This is a genomic window from Noviherbaspirillum massiliense JC206 (genome assembly GCF_000312045.1).
GTDB lineage: Bacteria > Pseudomonadota > Gammaproteobacteria > Burkholderiales > Burkholderiaceae_D > Noviherbaspirillum > Noviherbaspirillum massiliense.
The window spans coordinates 689,223-715,874 of record NZ_HE978634.1; the positions used below are offsets into that span (position 1 = coordinate 689,223).

Consider the following 26,652-nt stretch of genomic DNA (forward strand, 5'->3'; position numbering starts at 1 on the left):
TGCCATCCGCCATCTCGATGGCAAATCACTTCGTGTCGAGAAGCTTGCGGATCTTCGTAATGTTGTTGACAGTGCTGCGGAGATGCGCGGCCATCGCTTCGGAGGCCTCCTCGTTGCGCTCCTTTTCGAGCAGTTCCAGGATGTGCAGGTGTTGCTTGCAATGCTGCTTGTAGCGACTGCGGTCCAGCATGGAGCGATAGGAGAGAAGGCGCCGGACGCGATTGACCCGCTTGATGGTATCGATGAAGAACGGGTTGCCGGAAGCCTCGACCAGGGTTTCGTGGAAGCGGACCCCCCGGTCATGCAACTGGTCCGCCGTATCGGTTTCGATGCCGCCCTCCAGGAGATGGTATTCCGCCGACTTGCACCGTTCCAGTGCCTGCGGGTTCAGGCGGTAGCCGGGTTCGAGCAGGGCTGCGGGTTCGAGCGCCAGACGCAGGCGATAAGACTGCACCAGACTTTCGGAGCTGGTCAGCATCGATGAAAACATCCAGCCGTAACCGGGTTTCTTCTCCGCCCAGCCTTCCTGCGCAATGCGCGCCAGTACCGACGAGAGCTGCGTCGCTGTCAGGTTGTAGCGCTGCTTGAGCATGGACTCGGTGAATTCGTCGGGCAATTGTCCGCGCAAGCGATCCTCGGCAATCCGGAAATAGACCGCTGTCACCACATCCTCTTCTGCCAGCTTCGCCACCGGCTGCAAGGGCTTCTTCGCAAGGAAATAACCTCGGTTGGGTTCCCGGTAAAGAATACCCTTTTCGCAAAGCGTACCTAGCGCATCGTTGACCGGTTGCCGGGAGACGCGCAGGCGATCCGCCAGCATCTGGGCCGGCAGGTGGGTCCCGACTGCAAGATTTTCCGACTGGATGATTTCAACGATCTGCGCGGCGATCGGCTTCATGGCGATGCGACTTCCCGGCTGGCCTGGATGGTGTTTTCTAGGATGAGGGGCATGACGCCGCCTGATTTGAGCAGGGTGACTTCCAGCTGGGTCTCGACGGCGGCCTTGCCCTCGATTGTATCAATCCTGCCGTCGGTACGATGAATGCGCACAGGGATCGTGCAGCGCGGCGCGAGCAGGGCGGCATCGGCCGATACTTCAATCCGGTCACCCGCTTCAATAGCGGGAAGATTCCGGAACGCGGGAGGAAGCTGCACCGGCATGATGCCCATGCCGATCAGGTTCGACCGGTGGATGCGTTCGAAGCTCAGAGCGAGCACGGAGCGGACATTGAGTAGCCGCACCCCCTTTGCTGCCCAGTCGCGGGAGGAACCCGTGCCGTAACGCTCACCTGCGACGATGACCACTGACCGGCCTTCTTCGCGATAGCGTTTCGCGGCTTCCCAGATCGGCATCACCTCGCCGCTCGGGATGTGCAAGGTGTGCGCGACGGGCAGGCCTTCCTTCAGGAGATTGACCACGTTTTTGTTGTGGAAGGTCGCCCGCAGCATCACAAGCCAGTTGCCGCGCCGCGAAGCGAACACGTTCAGGTCCTTGCGGTCGTCTCCGCGCGCAACCAGATAATCGGCGACAAGGCTCCTGGGCGGAATCGCGCTCGCCGGCGAAATGTGATCGGTCGTGATGTCGTCGCCGAGCACCATCAGCGGGTACGCATTGTAGCTACCTAGGAGGCTGCCTTCCTTTAGCGAGGCGAAGGGCGGCCGCTGCAGGTAGTTCGATCGTTCATCCCAGGGAAAAAGGGCGGATGCCGGCGCGTCCAGCTGATGCCAGACCGGGTTCTTCGACGCTTCGGCGAAGTCGCGACGATAGTCGTCGGAGGCTTGTCCCAGCATCAGGCATGTCTCGATTTCTTCCGGCGTCGGCCACAAGTCGCGCAGGTAGACTTGCTTCCCGTTTTCTGCAGTGCCCAAGGGCTCCGTTGCTAGATTTTTTTCGGCATTGCCCGCAAGCGCAAACGCAATGACCAGCGGCGGAGACATGATGAATCCCAAGTCGAGATCGGGGTGGATGCGCCCGGGGAAGTTCCGGTTGCCGGAGAGTGCCGCGACCGGATGGCCGGAACCTTCGTCAATCATTTTTCGGATCGGCTCGGTCAGCGGGCCGGAATTGCCGATGCAGGTCGCGCAGCCGAAACCGACAATGCCGAAGCCCAGCGTATTCAGATCGTCGAGCAAGCCCGACCGCTTCAGGTAGGAGGCGGCAGCGGGTGATCCCGGTGCCAGGGAAGTCTTGACCCAGTGGGCAGGTTGCAGGCCGAAGGTTCGTGCCTTGCGCGCGATCAGGCCGGCGGTGACCAGGAGCCGCGGATCCGAAGTATTCGTGCAACTGGTGATGGACGCAATCGCAACGGGAAACCGCGGCAGCCCTGAGGGCAGGGGCATGTTGCCCGTGGCCTGCTGCTGCAGGACGGCCGGTACATCGGAAACCGGCAAGCGGTCCTGCGGCCGCTTCGGGCCGGCAACATGCAGGCCGATCTGGTTCAAGTCGATTTCGATGACGCTCGTGTAGCGTGGTGTTGCATGCGGATCGAACCAGAGGCCCGTGCGCCGGCCGTAGGCTTCGATCAGCGCCAGCGCCTCTTCGCTGCGGCCAGTGGCGCGAAGATAAGCGAGGGTCTGGCGATCGATGCCGAAGTAGCCGGTGGTCGCACCATACTCGGGTGCCATGTTGGCGACGACCGCCCGGTCGCCGGCCGTTAGGGTGGCAACGCCCGGGCCGTGGAACTCCACGAAGTCGCCGGTCACGTCGAGTGCGCGCAGACGCTGGGTGACCGTCAGTGCGAGGTCGGTGGCCGTCGATCCGGGACGCAGGGTACCGGTAAGGCGCACGCCGACGACATCCGGGATGCGCAGCATGGTCGGCATGCCGAACATGACGGTTTGCGCTTCCAGCCCGCCCACTCCCCATCCCAGCACACCAATGCCATTGATCATCGGCGTATGGCTGTCGGTTCCGATCAGGGAATCGGGAACCGCCCACAGCTCCCTGCCTTCGCTTCCGTCCCGTTCCTGGGCTGTTACCACTGTGGCCAGCTGTTCCAGGTTGATCGTGTGCATGATGCCGGTGCCCGGCGGATGGATGCGCACGCCGCGCAGCGATCTCGATGCCCAGCGCAGGAAGCGGTAACGCTCTTCATTGCGCCGCATCTCATGCTGCAGGTTGAGGGAAACGGCATCTGGGCGGGCGTAAGCTTCCACGGCCAGCGAGTGGTCGACGGAAACGTCGACGGGAATAGTCGGATTCAACCGTGCTGGGTCGACACCATGCTCCGCAAGCACGTTGCGCATGCCGGCGATGTCTACCAGCGCCGGAGTGCTCGTCGTGTCATGCATGAGGACGCGTACCGGCTGAAAGGGAATTTCCGCTTCGCTGCTGCCTTGGTCCAGCCACTTGAAGATCGCGCCTACTGCTGCGTCTCGCTCCTGTCCCTGCATGTTGCGGATGATGTTTTCCAGAAGGATGCGCATCACCATCGGCAGGCGGTCCAGTTCGCTGCCAAATAGAGCGGGCAAATCGACGATCTTGTAGTTGCGGGCGTTGACGGTGAGGCTGCCGGTCGTAGAAAAATGTGCGGTTTTCATGAACTCATTATTGCATATGATCGTAAAAATATGCAAAGTGTCGTACAATGAAAAAACGACCAGCGCGCCTCCTTGGCGTGGGTGTCGTGTGCTTGAAGTTTCTTTGCACCAGGGAGGGCGCGCGGGAGCCCTTCGAGAACAACAATCCGCACTTTGGCATAGACCTCATTTCTAGGAGACGTTGTTATGTTCAGGAAGAACCGTTTTTTCGGCAGGGCCGCGCAGGCGATTTCCCTCGGCGTAGCGATTGCAGCATCGATGCCGGCCATGGCCCAGAATCCCCTTGAACTGAAGATCATCGCCCCGGCAGCCCCGGGCGGCGGATGGGATGGCGCTTCCCGTTCCCTGCAGCAGGTGATGGTTGCGACAGGCGCCGCAAAGAGCGTGCAAGTGGTCAATGTGCCGGGAGCGGGTGGCACGGTCGGTCTTGCGCAATTCGTGAATGGTGCGTCCGGTGATGGCAACCAGGTGATGGTGATGGGTATTACGATGCTCGGCGCCGTGCTGACCAACAAGTCACCGGTCACGCTGGATACCGTGACACCCATTGCACGCCTGACCGCTGATCCTTTGGTGGTCGTCGTTCCCGCCAACTCCCCGCACAAGACCATCAAAGATCTTGCGGCAGCCTTGAAATCCGATACATCTAAAGTGGTTTGGGCCGGCGGTTCTGCCGGCGGCGCAGACCACATCCTGGCCGGGCTGGTTGCCAAGGCAGCCGGCGGCGATACCGGGAAGCTCAACTATGTACCGTTCTCCGGCGGCGGCGAGGCGCTGGCGGAAATGCTCGGCGGCCGCGTGACGGCCGGAATCTCGGGCTACAACGAATTCGAGAGCATGATCAAGGCCGGCAAGCTGCGGGCGCTGGCGCTGTCCTCCGGCCAGCGGCTCGCCGGCGTCAACGTGCCCACTCTCAAGGAGCAGGGCATGGATGTCGAGTTGGTCAACTGGCGCGGCATTGTCGGCGCCCCGCATATCACGGCCGAGCAGCGCAAGGCCCTCACCACGGCCGTTGAGAAGACAGTCAAGTCTCCCGAGTGGGCGAAGATCCTGAAGACCCGGGGCTGGGACGACGCCTATTTGCCCGCAGACCAGTTCACTGCCTTCATGAAAGCTGACCAGGCGCGGGTGAAGGAAGTACTGACATCGATCGGTCTGGCGAAATGACTGGCGGCGACGCAATGAAGGTGCCCGCATGGCGGGCGCCGCTAGTCGTGGGGTTGGTGCTGCTGATACTTGCAGTCATGACCTTGACCGACTCGTTCAAGGTGTCGGCAGGAGCTGGCCCCGGTGTCGGGCCGGCGGTTGCGATGAAACTGATCGCGGCGCTTCTCGGCCTGCTCGGCGTGGCGCACCTGATGCAAGCCTGGCAGCATCGGGAGAAGCAGACGACACTCGCCGGGGAAGATGTCATGAATCCCGGCGCGCTGGCCTGGGTCCTGGGCGGATTGATCGTCCAGATCGTCGCGCTGTCACTCGGGGCAGGATTCATCCTTGCCGCCACCATCCTGTTCGTATCGACCGCACGGGGTTTTGGCCGACCGATCAAATCGCTCGGACCGGTGTACGGATTCGTGCTGAGCGTCGCGGTTTATGCCTTCTTCACGAAGATACTCTCCTTGACCTTGCCGGCGGGCCCGCTGGAGCGGTTACTGCTCGGCTGAAGGAAATCCATGCAAATCTTTTCGTTGTTGGCAGACGGCATCTGGGTCGCCCTGCAGCCCGGGAACCTGCTGTTTGCGGGGATCGGCGTCTTGCTCGGTACCCTGGTCGGCATCCTGCCCGGTATCAGTCCCTCCCTGACGGTTGCCTTGCTGCTTCCGGTGACCTTCAAGCTCGATCCGACAGGATCGATCATCATGTTCGCCGGCATTTACTTCGGCAGTATGTATGGCAGCTCGACCACCGCCATCCTGATTAACACGCCCGGCGAAGCCGCTTCGATTGCCACTGCGATCGAGGGATACAAGATGGCGCGTAACGGGCGCGGCGGGCCAGCGCTTGCGACAGCGGCAATCGGATCCTTCGTCGCCGGGACCATCGCCACTATCGGCCTTGCAGTACTCGCTCCGACCATCGTCGAGATCGCCGTTCAGTTCGGCCCCTGGGACTACTTCGCCCTGATGGCAGTCGCGTTTGTGACCGTCTCGGCGACATTCGGGAATTCTGCACTGCGCGGGTTGACCAGCCTTGCGTTGGGCTTGTTCCTCGGTCTGGTTGGTATCGACAAGCTGACCGGCCAGGCCCGGCTCACCTTCGGCATACCCGCGCTGATGGATGGCGTGTCCATTACGACGCTAGCTGTTGGCTTGTTTGCAATGGGCGAAGCCTTGTACGTCGCATGTCGCTTCAAGGGGCAGGAAGAGCATATCGAACCGGTTCGCGGTTCGCTGTGGATGACCCTGAACGACTGGAAGGCATCATGGAAAGCCTGGATACGCGGAACCCTGCTCGGCTTTCCGATCGGCGCCTTGCCCGCCGGCGGAGCGGAAGTGCCGACCCTGCTCTCGTATTCACTGGAACGCAAGCTGGCGAAGGACCCCGCCGAGTTCGGCAATGGCGCCATCGCCGGCGTGGCCGGTCCGGAAGCCGCAAACAATGCATCGGCTACCGGCACGCTCGTTCCGCTGCTTGCCCTTGGTCTGCCGACGTCGGCCACCGCTGCGATGATGCTTGCCGGCTTCCAGCAATACGGCCTGGTACCCGGCCCGCTCCTGTTCGCCACCAATCCGGAAATGGTGTGGGGCCTGATCGCCAGCTTCTTCGTCGGCAACCTGATGCTCCTGGTGCTGAATCTTCCGCTGGTCGGGCTGTGGGTCAAGCTGCTTGCCATTCCCCAGGCATGGCTGTACGCCGGCATCCTCGTATTCGCTTCGATGGGCACGCTGGCGGCCAACCCGTCGGTAGTGGAACTCACCATGCTCGTCGTGTTCGGCGTCGTCGGCTTTCTGATGCGCTGCTGGGATTATCCGGTGGCCCCGATGATAGTGGGCCTGATTCTTGGACCCATGGCGGAGAGCCAGTTCCGGCGGGCGCTGCAGGTGAGCCTCGGCGACCATCTGGTGTTTTTCAAGCACCCGTTCTCCGCTACCCTAATCGGCATCGCCGTGCTCGCGCTGATGGCACCTCTGGTGTTCAAGGGCCTGCGACGGTTCCAGGGCGATGATGTCTAATGTTATATGTGAACAGCGGCATCGCTCTTGCCGGCTTTCATCCGAAACGTTCTCACTTGCGAGGAATCATGGCTATCAGTAAATCGGTCCTGACAGCGCTGGCGCCGACCGGCACGCTTCGTGCGTCGATCAATCTCGGCAACCCGATACTTGCCAAAGCTCATCCTGAAACTCGGGAGCCGTACGGAGTTTCCGTCGACCTGGCGAACGAACTGGCGCGGCGTCTTGGGGTGGGGCTGCAAAAAGTGGTGTTCGATGCAGCCGGAAAGGCTGCGGATGCTCTCAAGCAGAACGAAGTTGATGTCGGCTTCGTGGCCATTGACCCGGTGCGCGGCGAAGGCATCGCTTTTACCGCACCATACGTTCTCATCGAGGGATGCTATCTCGTCAGGGAAGACTCGCCGATCATGGAGAACGGCGAGGTCGATCGTCCCGGGATCCGGGTGGCAGTAGGCAAGGGTAGCGCGTACGACCTCTACCTGACGCGCGAACTCAAGCATGCGGAAATCTTCCGGGCGCCTACTTCGCCCACGGTGGTCGACACCTTTGTTGCGCAAGGCCTGGAGGTCGCCGCAGGTGTGCGCCAGCAGCTCGAATTCGATAGCGCGCGATTCGGCGGCCTGCGCCTGTTGCCCGAACGGTTCATGGTGATCCAGCAGGCCATGGCTACGCCGAAGTCCCGGCCCGCAGAAGTGGTGGCCTATCTGGGCGAGTTCGTGGAAGAGATAAAGGCGTCCGGCTTTGTGGCCGGCTCCCTTGCCCGGCACCAGATCGCGGGCGCCTCCGTCGCGCCATTGCATTGTTGATCAGCATCTGGCTTTCAACACTCACCCGTGCCACATAAGAGGAGTTCCATTTCTTATTACCTTATGAGCCGGTCACGACTACACTTAACCGGCTGAGGATAGCCACTGTATCAACCTTCTATTGCTATATTCATTGCCACATTCCAACGAATGAAAATTAGCGAAAATAAGCTTAGGTGATCTTCGCGTTTACCTGTATATTGTGTCCTGCACTTGCATCGAGTCGTAGTCATTGTTGGTCTCTCTCCCGTTTGCTCTGTCACAGAGTCATTCCTGTTTGAATCCCTTCGGTTATCTCTCCTGGTCTCGAGTGCGTTTCGGGCTTAGCCCCTTATTTTTTTCAAGGAAGTAACATGAGTATTCAAACTGGCACAGTCAAATGGTTCAACGATTCCAAGGGCTTCGGCTTCATTACGCCTGACGGCGGTGGCGCGGACCTGTTCGCGCATTTCCAGGACATCCAGGGAACCGGCTTCAAGAGCCTGGCTGAGAACCAGCGCGTTTCGTTCGAGCGCGGCACCGGCCCCAAAGGCGAAAAGGCGACCAATATTCGCCCCGCGTAAGTTATACGGACGGCGCATGTCCGACTTGTCGGATTGCCGGCCTGACCAGTTCATGCCTTGTCGGGAGGCTGCATTGCAGCACCTGGTATCGGCAAGGGAAACGATTTAATTGAAATCGGCAACACCATGCAGATAGCATGGGTGGTTGAAATCATCTGTCCGGAAGCACCACGCAGATAGCATGGGTTCCTGGTCGATCGATTCTTGGAATGAAAAAAAGCCCACTACGGTGGGCTTTTTTCGTTTACGCGGATTTCTTCCGCATCCGTCGACGGGCTCTTGCATCGCCCCTGCATGCCATCAATGGCGGCGGCGCTGAGAACCGGCAGGTGCCGGGCCGCGCTTTTCGAGATGACGGAAGGTGATGCGTCCCTTGCTGAGATCGTAGGGAGACAGTTCCAGGGAGACCTGGTCTCCCGCCAGGATGCGGATATGGTTCTTGCGCATCTTTCCCGAAGTGTAGGCAATCAGCTGGTGGCCGTTGTCGAGGTCAACACGATAGCGGGAGTCCGGGAGCACTTCGGCCACACGGCCGTGCATTTCAATCAGTTCTTCTTTGGCCAAGGTTTATTCCTATAAAAAAAAGTGAGGGTTGCCGGAGCAGCCGGCTATCGGTGGAGCAGTGCACGACCGGGTTGCTGTGGCCGGTGGGGAGAAGACGGCCCGGTAACGGCCGCTACGGTTTCGCTGCTGTCGCCCGACTCGCTTGCGGGGCGGGTCAGAGAGCCTTGATGAGCACCGTTATGGCATGCATGTACATGACATGGCGGCAATGGTTGAGAAGGGCAGGCATGCTTGAGGCTCCAACGCGCATGCCACCGAGGGCTGTGAGAGATGGCTGGCTGGAATGCCAACCCAGACAAGGCAGTCCGTCTTTCAGGCCGTGCATTATACCGCACAAGCCCATGCGCCATTCCGATGAAGGCGAGGTGCGTGGGTCGCGGCCTTGCTGCACAAGGGCTTCACCGATGGAGCGATCGGCGCGGAACGAGGATTGACCGGGATGCTGTCGCAGGCGCTGTTATTTTTTGCGGCAGCGATGTCGAACCGGCGTACGCCATGAAGGCACTTCAAGGCTGCGCCTGAACGAACGGATCAGATTGCCGGCTGCCGGTCGAACCATGGCCGCGCCTGCTCCAGCTCGGCAGCAAGCTGCAGCAGCAGGGCTTCATCGTTCAGCGCTCCAAGGAATTGCACGCCCAGCGGCAGGCCCTGGCGGTTCCAGTACAGGGGAACCGACATGGCCGGCCTGCCGGTGATGTTGGCCAGCTGAGTGAATGGCGTCCATGCCAGATTCTTCAGAATGTTTTCCTGGAACACCGAGGTTTTTCGCAGCACGCCGGACAGGCCGATCATGTTGACGAGGTCGTTGACCGCATGCAGAAGCGGCGGCGTTGCCATCTGCCCGATGCGCAATGCCGGCTCGCTCAGCACCGGGGACAGCCACAGGTCGTACTGCGCATGGAAGTGCGCGAGAGCCTGGACGTAGATCTGCCAGCGGGCCTGCGCCTGCAGCAATTCGGTGGCGGATACGCTGCGGCCCACGTCGGCCATGGCGAGCGTATCCGGCTCGAAATCGCGCCGGGCGGCGTCGGTGTTGCGGCGAATCCCGTCCACGGTCGCCGCGACAAAGCAGAACCAGGGAATCAGGAAGTCCTGTGCGAGCTGCACGCCGTCAATCGCAGGGCTGGCTTCCTCGACATGATGGCCGAGTGTATCCAGCAGCTTGGCGGCATCCTGCACGGCTGCCACCGCATCGGCATGGACGGGAGTGGCGATAGGCGAGATCGTTGAAAAGCCGATCTTCAGGCGGCGCGGAGGCTGTCGGATGGCATCAAGATAGGACCGGTCAGGCGCCGGCATGTAGTAGGGCGCATGCGGCTCAGGGCCCTGCAGCACATCCAGCATGGCAGCGCTGTCGCGCACGCTGCGCGACACCACGCCCTGCACCGCGGAGCCATTCAAGCCCTCGCCGACATACGGGCCCATCGGAATGCGCCCGCGTCCGGCCTTGAGTCCGAACAGGCCGCATGCTGCAGCCGGAATGCGTATCGAGCCGCCGCCGTCGTTGGCTCCTGCCATCGGGACGATTCCCGCCGCTACCGCGGCAGCCGAGCCGCCGGAAGAACCGCCGGGCGTGCGCGACAAATCCCAGGGATTGCGGGCAGGCCCGTGGGCGAGCGGTTCGGTGATGTTCTTGGCGCCGAATTCGGGCGTGTTGGTCATGCCGAATATCAGCAATCCTTGGGCCTCCCAGCGTCTCGTTACATCGGCGGAGGCAAGCGAAGCCGTCTTGCCCAGGGCCCGGCTGCCGTAGGAACTCGGCAAGCCGGCGATGTCCTGGAACAGTGCCTTCACCAGAAAGGGCACGCCCGGGAAGCGGGCTTCCGTCGCAAGCGGTTGCAGCGCTTTCTGCCGTGCCCGTTCATCGAAGCGGCGAACGATGGCGTTGAGCTTCCCTTTGGTTTGATCGGCACGCGCGATCGCCACTTCCAGCAATTCCTGCCGCTGTACTTCGCCGCGCCTGACCAGTTCGGCCAGACCCAGTCCGTCATATCGAACATATTCGTCAAACGAGATCGTCACGGTGGCTCTCCTAAGTGCCGGCAATGGCTATCTTTCCCGTCCTGTTTTGAAGCATAGCTGCTGCGGCCATCCGCATGCAGCATTGTTGCTCGCCATGCAATCGTCATGCCCGCCAGAAGTTTGCGCCTGAAAACAGGGATCTGCGAGCAAGCAGTCTTGCAGGTCCGGCTGGATTGTAAGAATTCTCGACAGCACCCAAAAGGCGTGGATTCGCGGCCCTTGTTCCAGAGTCACTTGCCAAACCGGCTGTTCTCGATCAGTCAGGCCTTGTCCAGCAAGACACTCGTCAATTGCAGGGCAGTGTTCGTCACCGCTGCAATCGAAGGCTCGTAGTTCCGGTTGACCCAGCTCGAGGCGATCTGGATGACTCCCCCGAGCACGCCAAGCTGCAGCAGCTCGTCGGCACCCGTTTCCTTCAATGCCAGCAGCTGGGCATTCTCGCGGGCGATGGTGCGCAGGGCGAGTTCGAAGGCTTCGTCCACGGCCGGGCTGACGCCGCGGATCTCGACCAGGAAGACGCGTGCCGAACGCGGATCGCGCTTGAGGGCCGAGAAGTAGGCATGCAGCATCGCGCGCATGCGTTCCTTCTGGCTGCGCTTGCCGCGCATGGCTTTCACGCTCTCGCCGTGGACGCCGTAGGTGACGGCGTTGAAGCAGGCGACCAGCAGTTCTTCGCTGTTGGCAAAGGATTCGTAGAAATAGCGTTCCGTCAGCCCGGCGGCTTCGCACACAGCCTTGACGGAGGCATTGCGGTAACCCCGTTCGCCATAGACGGCGATGGCCGCGGCGATCAGGCGCCCGCGGCGCTCGGCGCGGCGTTCGGCATGGGAAACCCCCCGATAGGGGCGGGCGGCAGGATTCGGTTCTGGAGGCATGCCTCTATTTTGACATGGTTCCTTGTCAAATAAAAACTGACAATGTAAAGTGTCAAAAAATTAATCCGGATCAAAATTTTTTCCAGCTCCCATGCCTACTTCACCACCCGCTGCGGAAGAGAAGCTGCTCGATGTGCTCATCATCGGCGCCGGCCTGTCCGGCATCGGCGCTGCCTATCATCTGCAGGAACGCTGCCCCGGCAAGCGCTACGCCATCCTCGAAGCGCGCGATGCCATCGGCGGCACCTGGGACCTGTTCCGCTATCCCGGCATCCGTTCGGATTCCGACATGTACACGCTGGGTTACCGGTTCAAGCCCTGGACCAATCCGAAAGCCATCGCTGATGGCCCGTCCATCCGCACTTATATTCGCGAGACGGCGGACAAGGCGGGCATCACGCCGCACATCCGCTTCCGGCAGAAGGCGGTGAGCGCTTCCTGGTCGAGCCGCGATGCCTGCTGGACGGTCGAGACGGAAGACACTGCCACCGGGGTCCGCTCCACCGTGCGCGCCCGCTTCCTGTACGGCTGCAGCGGCTATTACAGCTATGAAGAGGCGCACCGTCCGGAATTTGCCGGGGAGGAGGATTACCGCGGCGCCGTCGTGCTGCCGCAGTTCTGGCCGGAAAACCTGGATTACGCCGGCAAGCGCGTCGTCGTGATCGGCAGCGGTGCCACTGCCGTCACCCTGGTTCCGGCCATGGCCGAGACCGCGGCCCACGTCACCATGCTGCAGCGCTCGCCTTCCTACGTGGTCACGCGTCCCGGCGAAGACAGCATCGCGCAAGGGCTGCGCCGCATCCTGCCCGAAAGCCTCGCGTACAGGCTCACGCGCTGGAAGAACATCCTGGTCAGCATCTTCTTTTACCGGCTGGCGCGCAGCCGGCCGGAACCCGTCAAGCGCCACATCGTGAAGCTGGCAGCAAAGCAGGTCGGCGACGGATGCGATGCCGGCACGCATTTCAATCCGAGCTACAAGCCCTGGGACCAACGCGTGTGCGCAGTGCCGGACGGCGACCTGTTCCGCGCCATCCGCAAGGGCCGCGCCTCGGTCGTCACCGATACCATCGAGCGCTTCACGCCGGATGGCATCCGGCTCAGCTCCGGCCAGGAACTGCCGGCCGACGTCATCGTGCTGGCGACCGGCCTGAAGCTCAAGGTCTTGGGCGGAATGAATGTCGTCGTCGACGGCAAGCCTTTCCGTCCGAACGAAGCCATTGCCTACAAGGGCATGATGCTGAGCGACCTGCCGAATTTCGCCATGGCCTTCGGCTACACGAATGCTTCATGGACGCTGAAGGCGGACCTGACCGCAGGCTATGTATGCCGCCTGCTGCATTACATGGACCGCCATGGCAAGTCGATCGCGGTGCCGCGCCGGGAAGCGGGCGTCCAGCCGGAACCCTTCCTCAGCTTTACGTCTGGCTATGTGCAGCGCGCGCAGCACATCCTGCCCAAGCAGGGCTCGCGTGCGCCCTGGCAGGTGTACCAGAACTATTTCCAGGACTTGTTCACCATCCGCTTCGGCCGCATCGCCGACGGGGTCATGCGCTTCGGCGAAAAGGGAGCTATGCCATGAGATTGAAAGACAGGGTTGCCGTCATCACCGGCGCGGGCAGCGGCATCGGTCGCGCCACTGCCATATCGCTCGCGCGGCGCGGATGCCATCTGGCGCTGGCCGACATCAACCAGGAGGGCCTGCTGGAAACGGCGAAGCAGGTCACGGCGCTTGGCGTCAAGGCGAGCTGCCATCGCCTTGATGTCGCCAGCCGCGACGCGGTGCGGGCGCTGCCCGGTGAAGTGCATACCACTCACGGGCACATCGACCTCTTGATCAACAATGCCGGCGTTGCGCTCGGCGGCACCTTCGAACAGGTCAGCGAAGCGGATTTCGATTGGCTCATGGACATCAACTTCCATGGCGTGGTCCGGATGACGCGCGCCTTCCTGCCGTACCTGCATGCGAGCGACGAGGCGCGCATCGTCAACCTCTCCAGTCTCTACGGCCTGGTTTCGCCGGCCGGGCAGGCGGCGTATTCGGCCAGCAAGTTTGCCGTGCGCGGCTTTTCCAATGCGCTGCGCCATGAACTCGAGGGTTCGAATGTCGGTGTGACCGTCGTGCACCCGGGCGGCGTCGCCACGTCGATTGCCAGGAATGCGCGCGTTCCCGCCGATGTGCCCGAGGACGAGGTGCGGCGCCGGAAAGCGCTCGCCGAGAAGCTGCTGCGCATGCCGCCGGAAAAGGCGGGGGAAGTTATCGTGCGCGGCATTGAGCGCCGCAAGGCGCGGGTCCTGGTGGGCACGGATGCCAAGATCGTCGCGCTGCTGGAGCGCATCGCACCGGTTCATTACTGGAAACTGCTGAAGAAAGGAATCAGGGAATGATGGTGGTTCTTATTGCGGCCTTGTCCGTGCCGCTGTTTTTTTGCCTGCTCGCGTACGGCCTGGCCTTGTTCACCTGGTACACCGCGCGGCAGGTGCAGGTGGCGCTGCCACCTCTGGGGCGATTCATCGAGGTTGCCGGCGTACGGTTCCATGTACGGGAACAGGGCAAGGGGCCGGCCTTGCTGCTGATTCACGGACTGGCCGGGCAGATGCGGCACTACACCTATGGTGTCGTCAAGCAGCTGTCCGAGCAGTATCGCGTCATCACGATAGACCGGCCGGGTTCCGGCTACTCGGTGCGTGATGCCTCGACGCCCGCCGACCTGTCCACGCAAGCCTCGCAGATCGCGGCCCTGATCGACAAGCTGCAACTCGGCCGCACCTTTGTGGTGGGGCATTCGCTGGGCGGTGCGGTTGCGCTGACCCTGGCGCTCGAACATCCGAGCCGTGTTGCCGGCCTGGCCCTGCTGGCGCCGCTCACGCATCTGCCGGAGGATGGCGAGCCGCCAGCGGCCTTCCGGGCCTTGACGATCGAGTCGCCGTGGCGACGCAATCTGTTTGCCTGGACCCTGGCGACGCCGGCCTCCATCGTCGCCAGCCGCGCTGTCCTCGGCCAGGTATTCGGCCCGGATCCTGTCCCGCGCGACTTCGCCACCCGTGGCGGCGGACTCCTGGGTCTACGTCCCAGCCATTTCATCGCCGCCTCGCTGGACCTGCAGGCGCTGCCGGCGCGGCTGCCTGCGATCTCGTCGCGCTATGCCGAGTTGCAGGTTCCGGTCAGCATCCTGTTCGGGCGCCAGGATCGCATTCTGAACTGGAAGGCGAACGGACAGGCATTGGTCGACAAGCTGCCGGGCGCGACGCTCAAGCTGGTGGATGGCGGCCACATGCTGCCGGTGACGGCGCCGGAGATGACGGCGCGCTTCATCATGGAAGCGGAGCGGCAAGTCCGGGAAGGCAAGGTCGACGCGGCCTGAACGCAATTGGTAGAAGAAGCACTGCGGGTCAGAACGAATCCGTCGTGCTAAAGCTATCTCCCCCGAACGAGCCCGACGTGTCGAAGCCGCCGCTCTGGCCCCAGTCCTGGGGAAAGCGGTCATATGGAAAATCGTTCGGGCTATCCTGGCGATACTGGCCGATTTCGTGCGTGGCCTGGTCCAGGGTCAGCCGGCCGGCCATGTAGCCCATGAGCAGGGCACCGAGGTCTATGCCGCTGCGGTACTGGTAATTTCCTCCGGCATACCCGGGATGGCGCATCGTGCGTTCCAGCTCCTTTGCACGCTGGTACTCCGCTTCCGCGCCGGAACGCTGCCGTTCCAGCTCGGCAATGCGGCGCTGCTGCGCCTTCAACGAAGCCTGCATGTCGACGACCTCCCGCGCGAGCGCATCGTCGGCCTTGCCCGGCGTCTGCAGCACGCGCGCCATCAATTCCTCTTCCGAGTGCGCCTGCAGCGCGACCGTCACCAGTGAACGTGCCTGCACATAGCGGGTATCCGTCTTGGCGGCGTAAGGGGCGAGCTGCGCCTGGATGTCCTTGGCGCGCTTCTTCTCTGCCTGTACCGTCTCCTTCAGGCGCGCCAGGTCCGCCTCCAGGGGGTGCATGCCGGCGGCTTCCTCTGCGCCTGCCTTTGCCGCGGCAAGCTGCGAGGCAAGCGCCTCCAGTGCCTGCCGCGTTTCGCCTTCCGACTTGGAGAGTTCATCCCGCATGGCCAGCAGCGTCATTTCATTGCGCCGGTTTTCACGGAAGTTGCACAAGCGGGCGATCCAGTCGTCGAGGAAGCGCACGAGGCCCGAGCCCCGGTAGGCATCCGTACCATAGCCGGCTGTAACGAGATAGGCATAGCGCGGGTCCTGCCGGTATTGCGGCAGCTTGCGTGCGCATTCGTCCTGCAGTTCGTGCAGCCCGGGCGCCGCCACACGCTGGCGCTCCTGCGCCTCTTCATAGCGTGCCAGCTGCTGCCTGAAATCCTCGCGCCCGGCCAGCAGGTCCGCCGCCTTCTTCCTGACCCGGCGCATGTCCGCCTGCAGGGCATCGATTTTTTCCTGCAGCCCGGAAATCACGCTCTCGACCTGTTGCAGCCCCTTGCGCAGCTCGCGTTCCTCCGTATCCCGGAGCTCCAGCACTTCGCGCGCCTCGCGCTCCAGCTCCGGCCTGCGTTCCAGGTGCATCCCAGCAATTTCGTTGAGCTTGAGGGCGATCTGCTGCTTCAGCCGCAATTCCTGGCTGGCGGCTTCGGAGAGCTGATGTTCGATCTCCCGCAACTTCCAGCCGTAGTCGAGGGAATTTCGCTGGATGGAGCCGAGCATGGTTGAGGCGAGCAACACTTACCACTCCAGGATCAGGTCGGGTTGATCGGAATAGGCGCGCGAGTACTGCACCGTCAGCGCCTTGGCGGGCTTTTTCCCGAGTACCTTGTCATTCACATGGCCGTCGTCCATCTTGTCGGCCCGGACGCTGTCATACACGGCCTGGCTTACCCGCACGCCGAACTGGCTTGCCTGCTTTCTCTCACCGGATTCGGCACTGGTGACGGGGATGGGCACAACGCGTCCTGCGGGATCGGTGGCTTCCGCAATCAGATACCAGGCAGTCCCGCCGCTTGCGCCATACCGGCGTACGACCCCGGTCTTCGCGCCGGCGCGGTCGACCACATTGATGGTCAGCGGTGTCGCGGCATAGGTCAGCGTCGACTCCAGCGTATCGAGGGATGCGCGCGCCCTGGCGCTGTCGTGCGCGCGCAGCGCTTCGTCGGCTTGCGCCACCATGGCCTCCACCTGCTGCATGTCGGACTGCGGCAGGCCCATTGCGCGGAAGCTTTCCTCGGTCTTGCGCACCTGGGAAGCGATGCGGTCGAGTTCGGCGTTGGCAGCAGACTGTGCGGCGCGCTCGGCGACTGCCGCATTCTCGCGCGCCTGCTGCGCCATATAGCCGCCGCCGGCAAGCAGCGCCAGCACCGCGACGCCTGCCAGCGCCGGCTTTTTCCATGAGGCGCGGGTGATGTAAATGCGGGACAGGAAAGCGGACAGCTTTCCGGTGTGCGGCGCCTCGTAGCTGAGGCGCTTGTCGAAATAGGTGCGCACGCCCTGTTCCACGAGCTCGTCATCGACCGTGATGTTCTGGGTCCGGTAGTATTCCCGGATGCGCCGCGCAACTTCTTCCCGACGCCGCGGCAGGTCCAGGTGCTCCTGGACCACCATCTGCCTGTGGCGCATCTCGTCGATGAGGGCCATCGCCCCCATCTGTTCCCGCAGCCGCACTTCCGCCATGGCGCTCAGACACCCTTGGCGGTGAGCTCAACGAAGCGCCGCTTGCTGTCCTCGGTTGCCGCCTCGATCTCGCGCGCGGTCTGGGTGGATTCCTTGCGCAGCTCGTCGACCAGCTTGAGGGTGTGCGCCTGGAATTCGACCACGGCATCCGCCAGCGCCTTGACCGAACTCGCCTGCAGCGTCGAGCCATATCCGGCGCGCAGGCCGGCTTCCAGCTGGGCGCCGCCGGTCCGGGCCAGATCTTCCAGGCCCTTGTTCATGCCGGCCTTCATTGCTTCCATGGTATTGGTCGCCTCCGACAATCCCGCCATCGAAGTGAAGGAAGCCGACAGGCCGGTGAACACGACTTCGTTGGTGGCAAAGAAGGTCACGGCGCGCTGGTACAGGCGCTCCTTCACGCTGTGGGTCTGCTGCAGCCGGGCAAACACGAGCTCCGCGGTGTTGTAGGCAGTCTTCAGGTCGTCGGCGATATCCTTCACCACCTGGTAGGACCTGTCCTCGTTCTGCACGGTCCGCAGCGCTTCGTCGCGCAGCAGCTCCAGCCGTGCACGCTCGGCGGCATCCTCACCCGTGTAGGTCTCGACCGCGGCATTCGCATTCTGCAAGGCTCCCTTCTTTTCATCCAGTGCTGTGGTGGCAGTGTTCAGCAATTCCTGGGCCTGCACTTCGGCCGCCTTGAGCGCCATGCGGAAATCACGGTAAGCCTCGAGTATCGTGTTCTCGCGCTGGATCTGGTCGTTCGCCGATTCAGCCACCGAATAGTAAGTGTTGCGGATATCGTTGAAGCGGTCCGGAATGGAGCCGCGCCGCATCTTCATCCAGTTCATGCGCATGCGTTCGCGGAAGTCCAGCTTGCCATCGGCGGTCCATTGCGCCATCTGCTGCGCATCGTCCCGGATGGAGTTGAATCGCTCGGCAATGTCGGCATAGCGGGTGGAAATATCCATGCCGGCGATCTGCTCCCGCACCGCGGCGTTGAATGAGGAGGATTGCTGCAGGGTAGTGGCGATCGACGTCACCTTTGCATTGTCGTAATGCTCGATCTTTTCCAGGATCGGTATGACCGGCGCGCTCTGCTCGGCCTGGATATTGATGCCGATGGTGCGCAGCGCCGACACCGCGCGGTCAAGATAATTTACAGGCAGCATGAAAATTCCTTCCGTTCCGGTTATCCACGTTCCGCCGGGTGACCGGCAGGCATACTGCTATGGACAGGAATCGGAGGAAATCGATCTCGTGAAGGCGTAGCGGATGTGCCGAATTGCCGAAGTAAAACTTCAAGCTCACTTAGGAGTTGCGCGGGCGGTTCGGAAGGGGAAGAACAATCCATGGCCGCATGGTGTTGATTGCCAAGACAGGCACCTGACACTTTGTTGCAAGGAAAGGGGTTTCTACGAGCATTTCCGGCAGCTGTACGCTTGCCGCTCGTAGCGATTGGCGCAATGGTGACGCAGAATCCATGTCGGCACGGCCGTTAATGAGCGCATCACAGATGCCGGATAGTCGACTGCAGGCTGCTCCCTCATGCCATCCCTATCGATCAGTCCCTTGTACTTCGGGGGAGTCCATATACGACAAGTTAGACATCACGACGCGGATTTGCAATCTTTCCAATTCCGATAAACCTTTCCATTTTTTGGTGAGATGAAAGCGAACTCTTTAAGTATCGGAGGCCTGGATGTACCGTTATGCACAATGACGCAACCATGCATTAAGCCAAAGGAGCCGTAGTAATCGCCTTCGAATTTTGACCGTCCGAAAACAATACCAGCGTTGGGCTTTCCAATTCCTGTAATGGTTACTTCAAAATCGTTACCTGCCACGTAAGTACAATAGTCATCTCCGCATTGCTTGTTCTTTTCGATCTCTGCAGTAAGGTCCGACTGCGCAATTGCAAATTTGGCAGAAAGCAAAAGCACAAATAACGTTATAAGTCGCATTCTTGATGTCTAACGCCGAGCTAACCGGTCGCAACCCTGCCGCGAAGCGGCGGTCTTCGGTTGCGAGTCCGGGTTCAGCGACGAGTTAAAGTTCTTCATATCGCTCATGAATAAGAGCTTCCCAAAGTCGTAAAGCTGCTTCAACCGTTGGAGCTTTGAGTTCCTTAGTCTCAAGTTCTTCTGTCATATCGACGTCAGAGTATTTGGTGTAAATACCATACCAGCTCTGAAAAATGTTAAGTGTGTACAAAGGGCCATCTTGGCTACCACACTCAATCCAGCAGTCAGGATGTTCATCATCTCTTGGTGACGTAAATAGTTCAGTCAGTGCGTTGCGGAGAGTGGTCGAATCAACGATTTGGGTTGTAACACCATAGCGTGTGGTCAATGTTGTCCATTCGTGCATGAGAATTCTCTAAACTTTAACTGTAATTTATATGGACAGCGACGTCCGCTATGCACGGAGCACTGTCCGTTATGCATCGTCCGCCACTTGGCGCAAACCGGTAGAGTACTTGGGTTTTTGCCTTTATCCCCGACTTATACGGATAGATAAAAATCCGTGAAAGACGGACAGTCCGGATCAGATGGGACGGAGGGCAGTGTAGAAGGAAAATATGCTTGCAGCAATTAGCCGCGCATATGTGTGGCAACAAATGAACGCTCGGTTCTGACCGGACATTGCTGCTTGCGTCATCCGCATTATTACGGGCTTCGGTACAACGATCAGACCGAGACAGACCGGAAGAGCGCTTGAGACGTCGGGAAGTCGTTGCCCGACTTGCGAATGCAAACCGGGCTCTGCCATACAAGAACCGTTACCGCTAATACCCGCTGCGGTAGCGAAGGCCCTTGTAATTCAGCACCATCCCGTCCGGCATCATCTTCTCCAGCACCAGGCCGGGTGCGACCTGGTCGCCTTCGCGCAGCAGACGGTTGTTGATCACCACTGAGCGGTCGGCAGGATTGCCGGCGTAGAGGTAGCCGCCGACCGACAGCGCCGGAAGTTCGCGCTGTATCTGCTGCGGCAGGTCCTTGCGGGCGGGAAGGTTTTCCGTTGCGGCAGCCGCGACCTGCACTGGCTCCGGCTTGCGGGTGTCGTTGGATGCAGTGTGGGTTCGGCGCGTCTTCTTCGTACGCCTGGGCTTGGCTTCCACCGGCTTTTCCTCTGGCGCCGGCTTTGCCTCGGCCGGAGGTGCAGGCTCGGTGTGCCGGGGAGGCGCGGCGGGTGGCGTCGAGGCCTGCGGTGCCGGCGCAGGCTGCACCTGGGCCGCGACCGGGGCCGTGGCAGGCGTCGCGGGAGTGGCAGCAGGCTTGGGCGAGGGCGCTGCCTGCCAGGGCTTCATCCATGCGAATCCGATCAGCGCCGCAGCGCAGGCGCTTGCGCCGGCCCAGATCCAGGGGCGATCCCAGCGTGCGTGGCTCGACGCACGCGTTGCGCTGAAGCTGGGCGGCACCTGCAGCGGCCGGAGAGTTTCGGCACTGCGTTCGGCTTCCGCTTTTTTCAGGGCATCGAGAATGTAGGACATGGTCTCATTCCCTTGAAGCTGTGTTGAGGAGCGCCGTCGCGCCGCGCAGGCGCGGCTCATCCACGCCGGCAACGCGGTTCAGGCGCATGAAGGTCGCCGGGCCGACGAGACCGTCCACCTGCAGCCCTTGCGTCACCTGGAATTCGCGCACCTGGTTGCGCAATTTCAGGTCGTAGGCCTGCGGTCCTTCCGGCGCGGCGCTGCCGTTGAGCTTTGCCAGTTGCGCCGCAATCCAGTCCACATCCGCGCCCTTGTCCTCCGGCGGGACGAGATCGCGGAAGGCTGCCGGCGCGCGCCAGAAGGTCGCGAACTCGCCGCGGAAATAACGGGCAAGCGCAACCAGGCTCACTTCCTGGCTGGTGTCACCGATGCGCAGCGTGGCATGGGTGTCGCTCAACCCGGTCAGGAGCGCATAGTAGGTGTTCTGCCTGCGGTCGCGCAGGGACAGTACGGCCGGCCGGTCCAGCAGCCTCAGTTCGGCAAAGCCGGCGCTGCTGAGGTAGCAATGCAGGCCCGTGGCGGTCGCATCATGGCAGGGCTGGCCTTCGGGCAGCGATACGTCCCAGTACCGGGCGAGGTTGCGAAATGCCTCGTTGCGGTCGCGCAGGCTGTCGCTGCTGCTGTCGTCCACGTCGGAGAGCTGCACCGTCTTGACGAGCTCCGGCCGGTCCGCTGCAGGCATGGACGCGGCTTGCGGTTCGGCCGCATCTGTTGCAGGCGTGGGCTCGACGGCGCTTGCCGTTGCTGCTGTTGCCACCGGTGCGGACTCGGCCGGTGCAGCAGCCGGGGTGGCTGGTGCGTGCGTGGTCAGCACAGCCAGCAGCCGGTCGGATGCCGCCCGCATGGACGACCATGCATCACCGGCGAATGCGGCAGAAGCGGCCATCCCGGCATCGATGGTCTTCCTCCAGTTGGCGTTTCCCGTCGCAGCCACTGCCGCAACCACGGCCGTGCCGGCCAGGAGGCCGAGCGCCGCATACTGCCAGCGGTGCCTTGCCGGCAGGCGGGATGAATGGGCGCGGTCGAACAGTTCCGCCGCCGCCTGACTGATGATGGCGCGGCTGACTTCGCGCTCGCCGGTCGCGAAGGCGCCCAGCAGCGCGCGGTCGCACAGCAGGTTGATGCGGCGCGGTATGCCCTGCGTCAGCTGATGGATCTGCTTCATCTGCGGCTGCTGGAAGGGCGAGGCGGAAGTCAGGCCGGCGGTGGCCAGCCGGTGCTGGATGTAGCTCGCGGTATCCTGCTCCGACAGGGCTTCGAGGTGGTAGCGCGCGACCACCCGCTGCGCCAGCTGTTCCAGGTCCGGCCGCGCGAGCATGGCGCGCAGTTCCGGCTGGCCGACCAGGATGATCTGCAGGAGCTTGCGCTCGTTGGTTTCCAGGTTGGTCAGGAGGCGCAGCTGTTCCAGCACCTCGGCCGACAGGTTCTGCGCTTCGTCGATCACCAGCACGCTGTTCCTGCCTTCGGCATGCGCGGCCAGCAGGAAGCGGTTGAGGGCATCGATGTATTCCTTGATGCCGCCCGTCTGTTGCTGCGGCAAGCCGATCCCGAATTCCTCGCACACCGATTGCAGCAGTTCGCGCACCGTCAGCCGGGGATTGAAGATGTAGGCTACCTTGCAATCGGCCGGCATCTGCTCCAGCAGGCAACGGGTCAGCGTGGTCTTGCCGGTGCCGATCTCGCCCGTCAGGAGCACGACGCCGCCGCTGCTGCCGACGCCGTACAGCAGGTGCGCGAGCGCTTCCCGGTGGCGCTGGCTCATGAACAGATAGCGCGGGTCGGGGGCGATCGAAAACGGTGCCTGCTTCAGCTGGAAGTAATGGATGTACATGGGCAAATTCATGTCTGACAGGCAAGACTAGCACAGCCGTGCCGGGGCGGGCTGCGCTAAAGCAAATCTTTGTTCAGGTAAATATGTTAGAGGGTGTTGTGGACCAGGCGGGGATGCGTGTCTGTGCCGGAAGGGATGCGGACTCGCGAACGAATTTCAATATACCGGGGGGAAGTAGGGTGCGCCGCGCGCACCATGCCATTCCGGTGCGCATGGCACACCCTGCTTTCTTTTCCTTTGAAAGTTATGGATCCCGCTTCAGGAGCCGGTTGCTTGTGGTACCAATACTGCAAGCGCACCTGCGGCATGGCGCACCCCTCTGACTAGAACCCAATCCGTGACACCTTCCAGGATCATGTTCATCAAACGCGTTTTCTTCCATCCGGTGCGCCGCTTCACGCGCAACCGGCCGCGCCTGATGGCCGCGCTGGGCCTGGGCATTCTGCTCGCGCTGCTGCTGCCGGGCGACTGGCAGCCCATCACGCGCGCGCTCGCAGGATGGAATGTGGCGGTCTGGTCTTATATCGGTCTGATGGGCTGGCTGATGATCCGCGCCGACCACGCCATGGTGCGCAGGATCGCGGAGCAGGAAAACGAAGGCGCGGTTGCCGTGCTGGCGATATTGTCGCTCGCCGCGACCGTCAGCCTGGTGGCGATCGTGTTCGAGCTGTCGAGCTCGAAAGGCTCGCCGCTCGGCTCACGCGTCGGCCACTATCTTTTTACCGGCTCCACGGTCCTCGGTTCCTGGTGCCTGCTCGGGCTGGTCTTCATGTTCCACTATGCGCGCCTTTACTACCAGTCCCCGGAGGGCCAGCGGGCGCTGCGTTTTCCGGACGACGAGCGCAATCCGGATTACTGGGATTTCCTGTATTTCTCCTTCACCATCGCGGTGGCGGTGCAGACGTCGGATGTCAGCGTGATGTCGCGCGAAATGCGCAAGACAGTGATTGCACAATCCGTCCTGAGTTTCCTGTTCAATGCCGCCATCCTCGGCCTGTCCGTGAATATCGCGGCAAGCCTGGTCTGAAAACCGGGCAGCCATTCCTCCCGGCAGAACTTATGCGGAGCGCTCATCCGCCAGCATCCAGCGGACGGCTTCCTGCGCGATCTCCGAAGGAATGACGTGCCCGCCGTCGAACTCGTGATACGCGACCTGGTATCCGGATTGTGCAAGGCGTGGGACGATCTCCCTGCTGCACGGGCCGATCGGCAAGACATTGTCGGCAATGCCGTGGGAGATGAAGATGCGCGGCTTTCCGTGCGCCTCTGCCGGCGCGGCGAAACCGGGTGAAAACGCGATCACATGGGTGAACAGGTCGCCGTTGGCGAGGCCGAGCGAGAGCGCATACGACGCGCCGTCGGAAAAACCGGCGATGGCGACGTGCGCAGGGTCGATGGCGTAGGAAGCGAATGCCTGTTGCAGTGCCTGGTCAATGTTCGCGACATCGACGCCATAGCTGCTGTTGACGATGATGTCCCAGGTATGTGCATTCGAAGCCGGCGCGACCAGGATCAGCCCGTTCTCGTCAGCCAGGTGACGCAGCAGATCCAGTCCATGGTGCGCATGGCCGCCGGCGCCATGCAGCAGCAGTACAAGGGGCGCGCGTCGCTCCGGACGGTAATGTGGCGGCACATACAGGTAACTGTCGCGCTCGCTGCTTGTGCGCAAAGGATGCAGGCCGGCTGGTGCGCTTGCAGTAACCGTTGACGGGCGGGCAAGTAGGCGTGCTCCGTAAGGCATGGTGAATTGCTCGCGGGTTTTCCAGCGTGTTCATGCAAGAACCAGTCCCGCCATAAAAAACGCGGGAAAAGTGGAAACCACTTTTCCCGCTTGCTTTAGCCATGGGTGAAATCGCGATCAGCCATCCATGGCTTTTCCGTTTTGCCTTTCGGCTCAGGGATCGACCGCGCCGGTTCCGGTGCCTGTCGTGCCCGTACCAGTCGTACCGGTGCCAGTCGTACCAGTTCCAGTTGTGCCTGTACCGGTCGTGCCAGTGCCAGTCGTACCAGTTCCAGTCGTGCCAGTTCCAGTCGTGCCAGTTCCAGTGGTGCCTGTACCGGTCGTGCCAGTTCCAGTGGTGCCGGTGCCCGTCGTACCAGTTCCGGTTGTACCTGTACCAGTCGTGCCAGTGCCCGTCGTGCCGGTGCCGGTTGTTGCAGTGGCGGCAGCAGCGTTATTGAAGGGCAGGGCCTGTCCGCGGATTTCGCCGTTGGGGAAGGCTGTGCTATGCACGTTGAAGTACGTAGTACCGGCCTGCAAGGCAGTGTACTGCTCCTGGGTCAGCGTTCCGGTTGCCAACCATATTCCGCTTCCCGCTGTGGATTCGGTCATCGGAATGGTGATCGGACCTGCAACGCCCGGGGCGCCCGTATGCAGATGGGCTGCCGTACCCGTGATGCCCGAAGTCACAATGACTGCCGTAAAGGCACGGGTCGTCGGATTGACGGTGAGCGATGCCGTACCAATGGCCGTGCTGGAGTTGGGCGGAGTCTCTTGCGAACCTCTCAGAGCTGCCACGAAGGACGAGTTGGACAAGGCCGCAGCAGTGACGCCGGTTCCGGTCGTGCTCGTTCCGCTAGTGCCAGTGGTCCCGGTGGTGCCAGTGCCGGTTGTACCGGTTCCCGTTGCGCCCGTACCGCTGGTTCCGCTTGCGCCGCTGGTACCAGTGGTTCCGGTCGTGCCAGTCGTAGTGCCCGTCGTGCCTGTGCCGGTGGCTCCAGTGGTCGTACCCGTACCCGTCGTGCCGGTTGTTCCAGCACCAGTGGTCGTGCCTGTCGTACCAGTGCCGGTTGTGCCGGTGCCAGTAGTAGCGGTTCCGGTAGTGCCGGTGCCAGTAGTACCAGTGCCAGTCGTACCAGTGCCAGTCGTACCAGTGCCGGTTGTTCCAGTGCCAGTGGTCGTGCCAGTCGTACCAGTGCCGGTTGTGCCGGTGCCAGTCGTGGTGGTTCCGGTCGTGCCTGTACCGGTCGTGCCAGTGCCGGTAGTGCCGGTGCCAGTTGTGCCTGTACCGGTGGTGCCCGTACCAGTCGTGCCAGTGCCGGTAGTACCTGTGCTAGATGCGGTGCTTCGTTGCGGCAGGATCTGGCCACGGATGATTTCAGCGTTAGGTGCAGCTGCGGCGTTGACTACGAAGAAGAGGCCGCCGCTCGAAACTGCTGTATTGAAATCATCCAACTGCGTCTGGGTCAGTGTTTCCTTTGCTGTCCAGACGCCGCTTCCCGAGCTGGTCTCGGTCAGATTGAAAACGACTGTGCCCGAACTGGTCGCAGTGCCGGTCTTGATGGTGGCGGTGGCGGGAATGGCGGTGCCGCCAGTGGTGCCAGTGCCAGTCGCACCCGTTCCGCCGGTTCCGCTGGCGCCGCTAGTGCCGGTACCAGTCGTACCGGTGCCGGTCGTGCCAGTACCAGTTGTGCCAGTACCAGTTGTGCCAGTACCAGTTGTGCCAGTACCAGTTGTGCCAGTACCAGTTGTGCCGGTGCCAGTTGTGCCGGTGCCAGTTGTAGCTGTTCCGGTGGTACCCGTACCAGTCGTACCGGTCGTCGCGCCAGTCGTGCCCGTACCGGTTGTGCCGGTGCCAGTCGTGGCTGTTCCGGTAGTGCCAGTACCAGTCGTGCCGGTGGTTGTTCCGGTCGTACCCGTACCAGTCGTGCCGGTTCCGGTCGTGCCGGTGCCAGTCGTGGCTGTTCCGGTGGTGCCAGTCCCAGTTGTGCCTGTACCGGTAGTGCCTGTACCGGTAGTGCCTGTACCAGTCGTGCCGGTGGTCGTTCCGGTCGTACCCGTACCAGTAGTGGCTGTGCCAGTGCCAGAGGTGCTGGTCAGGCCAGTGGTTGTCAGGGTGGCCACGAGAGTCCGTGTTGTGGGATCAACTACGATGGTGCCTGTGCCGCGTGCAGTGCTGGTGGTCGCCGGGATCGCCGAGCTGCCAGTGAGGGTAGCTGCATATGTATTGACCAGCTCGTTCTGGGCTTGGGTAACGGCCGCAGGTACGGTGCCAGTCGTTCCAGTCCCGGTCGCCCCGGTGCCGGAACCGGAACCAGTACTGGCGTTGTTGAAGCTGCGATCACCGTCGCCACCGCAGGACGCGATCACGACGACCGACATGGTCGCCAGTAACCAGCGTAGTATCAAATTGAAACTGAAAGACTTCATGACGTGG

22 protein-coding genes are annotated in these 26,652 nt (G+C 62.0%); 9 read left to right on the top strand and 13 right to left on the bottom strand.

Annotation, left to right across the window (positions count from 1 at the left end):
* Positions 1-25: 25 nt before the first annotated feature.
* Positions 26-898: a GntR family transcriptional regulator gene (locus HGHM_RS03475; RefSeq protein ID WP_019140115.1), complete on the bottom strand. Its 873-nt coding sequence runs from the start codon at positions 896-898 to the stop codon at positions 26-28.
* Positions 895-3,540, bottom strand: coding sequence for an aconitate hydratase AcnA (gene acnA, locus HGHM_RS03480; RefSeq protein WP_019140116.1), 2,646 nt, complete (start codon positions 3,538-3,540; stop codon positions 895-897). Before acnA ends, HGHM_RS03475 begins: the two co-directional genes overlap by 4 nt.
* 186 nt (positions 3,541-3,726) lie before the next feature.
* Between acnA and HGHM_RS03485 the strand changes: the two genes are divergently transcribed.
* The 5 genes from HGHM_RS03485 (at position 3,727) to HGHM_RS03505 (ending at position 8,082) form a co-directional block, all read left to right on the top strand.
* Positions 3,727-4,707 carry a Bug family tripartite tricarboxylate transporter substrate binding protein gene (locus HGHM_RS03485; protein ID WP_019140117.1) on the top strand — a complete coding sequence of 327 codons (981 nt, stop codon included), beginning with the start codon at positions 3,727-3,729 and terminating at the stop codon, positions 4,705-4,707.
* Between the two features lie 14 nt (positions 4,708-4,721).
* Entirely contained in the window at positions 4,722-5,204 is a 483-nt protein-coding gene (locus HGHM_RS03490) for a tripartite tricarboxylate transporter TctB family protein (protein ID WP_026075666.1), read from the top strand.
* Positions 5,205-5,213: 9 nt separating this feature from the next.
* Positions 5,214-6,713, top strand: coding sequence for a tripartite tricarboxylate transporter permease (locus tag HGHM_RS03495; RefSeq protein ID WP_019140119.1), 1,500 nt, complete (start codon positions 5,214-5,216; stop codon positions 6,711-6,713).
* Positions 6,714-6,781: 68 nt separating this feature from the next.
* The gene (locus HGHM_RS03500; protein WP_019140120.1) at positions 6,782-7,519 is read left to right on the top strand and encodes an ABC transporter substrate-binding protein; all 738 of its coding nucleotides are present in this window, start codon (positions 6,782-6,784) and stop codon (positions 7,517-7,519) included.
* A gap of 353 nt (positions 7,520-7,872) precedes the next feature.
* A complete protein-coding gene (locus tag HGHM_RS03505; RefSeq protein WP_019140121.1) occupies positions 7,873-8,082 on the top strand; it encodes a cold-shock protein in 210 nt (69 codons plus the stop codon).
* Positions 8,083-8,382: 300 nt separating this feature from the next.
* Here HGHM_RS03505 and infA read toward each other — a convergent pair whose 3' ends face one another.
* The 3 genes from infA to HGHM_RS03525 form a co-directional block, all read right to left on the bottom strand.
* Complete coding sequence (infA, locus tag HGHM_RS03510; RefSeq protein WP_019140122.1) at positions 8,383-8,646, bottom strand: translation initiation factor IF-1; 264 nt, start codon at positions 8,644-8,646, stop codon at positions 8,383-8,385.
* A gap of 531 nt (positions 8,647-9,177) precedes the next feature.
* Positions 9,178-10,668 (bottom strand): amidase, encoded by a 1,491-nt coding sequence (locus HGHM_RS03520; protein ID WP_019140124.1) that lies wholly within the window; start codon positions 10,666-10,668, stop codon positions 9,178-9,180.
* A 260-nt stretch (positions 10,669-10,928) separates the two neighbouring features.
* Entirely contained in the window at positions 10,929-11,543 is a 615-nt protein-coding gene (locus HGHM_RS03525) for a TetR/AcrR family transcriptional regulator (RefSeq protein WP_019140125.1), read from the bottom strand.
* A 91-nt stretch (positions 11,544-11,634) separates the two neighbouring features.
* Between HGHM_RS03525 and HGHM_RS03530 the strand changes: the two genes are divergently transcribed.
* Genes HGHM_RS03530 through HGHM_RS03540 form a run of 3 tightly spaced genes read left to right on the top strand, consistent with a single transcriptional unit; the run spans position 11,635 to position 14,905 of the window.
* On the top strand, positions 11,635-13,122 hold the full coding sequence (locus HGHM_RS03530) for a flavin-containing monooxygenase (RefSeq protein WP_019140126.1): 1,488 nt from the start codon (positions 11,635-11,637) through the stop codon (positions 13,120-13,122).
* Positions 13,119-13,928 (top strand): SDR family NAD(P)-dependent oxidoreductase, encoded by an 810-nt coding sequence (locus HGHM_RS03535; RefSeq protein ID WP_019140127.1) that lies wholly within the window; start codon positions 13,119-13,121, stop codon positions 13,926-13,928. Before HGHM_RS03530 ends, HGHM_RS03535 begins: the two co-directional genes overlap by 4 nt.
* The gene (locus tag HGHM_RS03540; RefSeq protein WP_019140128.1) at positions 13,925-14,905 is read left to right on the top strand and encodes an alpha/beta fold hydrolase; all 981 of its coding nucleotides are present in this window, start codon (positions 13,925-13,927) and stop codon (positions 14,903-14,905) included. The genes HGHM_RS03535 and HGHM_RS03540 overlap by 4 nt, the downstream gene beginning before the upstream one ends.
* 28 nt (positions 14,906-14,933) lie before the next feature.
* Here HGHM_RS03540 and HGHM_RS20515 read toward each other — a convergent pair whose 3' ends face one another.
* From HGHM_RS20515 to HGHM_RS03570, 6 genes are all read right to left on the bottom strand, one after another.
* Positions 14,934-16,253: a coiled-coil domain-containing protein gene (locus HGHM_RS20515; protein WP_148415329.1), complete on the bottom strand. Its 1,320-nt coding sequence runs from the start codon at positions 16,251-16,253 to the stop codon at positions 14,934-14,936.
* A complete protein-coding gene (locus tag HGHM_RS03550; protein ID WP_019140131.1) occupies positions 16,254-17,195 on the bottom strand; it encodes a DUF6384 family protein in 942 nt (313 codons plus the stop codon).
* Positions 17,196-17,200: 5 nt separating this feature from the next.
* A complete protein-coding gene (locus HGHM_RS03555) occupies positions 17,201-18,343 on the bottom strand; it encodes a hypothetical protein (protein WP_019140132.1) in 1,143 nt (380 codons plus the stop codon).
* Between the two features lie 877 nt (positions 18,344-19,220).
* Positions 19,221-19,541, bottom strand: coding sequence for a hypothetical protein (locus HGHM_RS23025; protein WP_148415331.1), 321 nt, complete (start codon positions 19,539-19,541; stop codon positions 19,221-19,223).
* A 418-nt stretch (positions 19,542-19,959) separates the two neighbouring features.
* Positions 19,960-20,664, bottom strand: a complete 705-nt coding sequence (locus HGHM_RS20525) for a general secretion pathway protein GspB (RefSeq protein ID WP_019140134.1) — start codon at positions 20,662-20,664, stop codon at positions 19,960-19,962.
* Between the two features lie 4 nt (positions 20,665-20,668).
* Complete coding sequence (locus tag HGHM_RS03570; RefSeq protein WP_019140135.1) at positions 20,669-22,495, bottom strand: ExeA family protein; 1,827 nt, start codon at positions 22,493-22,495, stop codon at positions 20,669-20,671.
* A gap of 355 nt (positions 22,496-22,850) precedes the next feature.
* On the opposite strand from HGHM_RS03570, the gene HGHM_RS03575 reads away from it, so the two are divergent.
* Positions 22,851-23,522 (top strand): DUF1345 domain-containing protein, encoded by a 672-nt coding sequence (locus tag HGHM_RS03575; protein WP_019140136.1) that lies wholly within the window; start codon positions 22,851-22,853, stop codon positions 23,520-23,522.
* A gap of 30 nt (positions 23,523-23,552) precedes the next feature.
* Here the strand turns inward: HGHM_RS03575 and HGHM_RS03580 are convergent, their stop codons facing one another.
* On the bottom strand, positions 23,553-24,236 hold the full coding sequence (locus tag HGHM_RS03580; protein ID WP_034348376.1) for an alpha/beta hydrolase: 684 nt from the start codon (positions 24,234-24,236) through the stop codon (positions 23,553-23,555).
* A 153-nt stretch (positions 24,237-24,389) separates the two neighbouring features.
* Positions 24,390-26,645: a CHRD domain-containing protein gene (locus HGHM_RS22805; RefSeq protein ID WP_081583520.1), complete on the bottom strand. Its 2,256-nt coding sequence runs from the start codon at positions 26,643-26,645 to the stop codon at positions 24,390-24,392.
* Positions 26,646-26,652: the final 7 nt, after the last annotated feature.

Excerpts from the sequence above, each read along its gene's own strand:
- HGHM_RS22805 (WP_081583520.1), bottom strand. The coding sequence starts at position 26,645 with ATGAAGTCTTTCAGTTTCAATTTGATACTACGCTGGTTACTGGCGACC.
- HGHM_RS03475 (WP_019140115.1), bottom strand. The coding sequence starts at position 898 with ATGAAGCCGATCGCCGCGCAGATCGTTGAAATCATCCAGTCGGAAAAT.
- HGHM_RS03580 (WP_034348376.1), bottom strand. The coding sequence starts at position 24,236 with ATGCCTTACGGAGCACGCCTACTTGCCCGCCCGTCAACGGTTACTGCA.
- HGHM_RS03535 (WP_019140127.1), top strand. The coding sequence starts at position 13,119 with ATGAGATTGAAAGACAGGGTTGCCGTCATCACCGGCGCGGGCAGCGGC.
- HGHM_RS23025 (WP_148415331.1), bottom strand. The coding sequence starts at position 19,541 with ATGCACGAATGGACAACATTGACCACACGCTATGGTGTTACAACCCAA.
- acnA (WP_019140116.1), bottom strand. The coding sequence starts at position 3,540 with ATGAAAACCGCACATTTTTCTACGACCGGCAGCCTCACCGTCAACGCC.
- HGHM_RS03575 (WP_019140136.1), top strand. The coding sequence starts at position 22,851 with ATGTTCATCAAACGCGTTTTCTTCCATCCGGTGCGCCGCTTCACGCGC.
- HGHM_RS03540 (WP_019140128.1), top strand. The coding sequence starts at position 13,925 with ATGATGGTGGTTCTTATTGCGGCCTTGTCCGTGCCGCTGTTTTTTTGC.
- HGHM_RS03505 (WP_019140121.1), top strand. The coding sequence starts at position 7,873 with ATGAGTATTCAAACTGGCACAGTCAAATGGTTCAACGATTCCAAGGGC.
- HGHM_RS03495 (WP_019140119.1), top strand. The coding sequence starts at position 5,214 with ATGCAAATCTTTTCGTTGTTGGCAGACGGCATCTGGGTCGCCCTGCAG.
- HGHM_RS03530 (WP_019140126.1), top strand. The coding sequence starts at position 11,635 with ATGCCTACTTCACCACCCGCTGCGGAAGAGAAGCTGCTCGATGTGCTC.
- HGHM_RS20525 (WP_019140134.1), bottom strand. The coding sequence starts at position 20,664 with ATGTCCTACATTCTCGATGCCCTGAAAAAAGCGGAAGCCGAACGCAGT.
- HGHM_RS03570 (WP_019140135.1), bottom strand. The coding sequence starts at position 22,495 with ATGTACATCCATTACTTCCAGCTGAAGCAGGCACCGTTTTCGATCGCC.
- HGHM_RS03500 (WP_019140120.1), top strand. The coding sequence starts at position 6,782 with ATGGCTATCAGTAAATCGGTCCTGACAGCGCTGGCGCCGACCGGCACG.
- HGHM_RS03490 (WP_026075666.1), top strand. The coding sequence starts at position 4,722 with ATGAAGGTGCCCGCATGGCGGGCGCCGCTAGTCGTGGGGTTGGTGCTG.
- HGHM_RS03525 (WP_019140125.1), bottom strand. The coding sequence starts at position 11,543 with ATGCCTCCAGAACCGAATCCTGCCGCCCGCCCCTATCGGGGGGTTTCC.
- HGHM_RS03555 (WP_019140132.1), bottom strand. The coding sequence starts at position 18,343 with ATGCTGCCTGTAAATTATCTTGACCGCGCGGTGTCGGCGCTGCGCACC.
- HGHM_RS03485 (WP_019140117.1), top strand. The coding sequence starts at position 3,727 with ATGTTCAGGAAGAACCGTTTTTTCGGCAGGGCCGCGCAGGCGATTTCC.
- HGHM_RS03550 (WP_019140131.1), bottom strand. The coding sequence starts at position 17,195 with ATGGCGGAAGTGCGGCTGCGGGAACAGATGGGGGCGATGGCCCTCATC.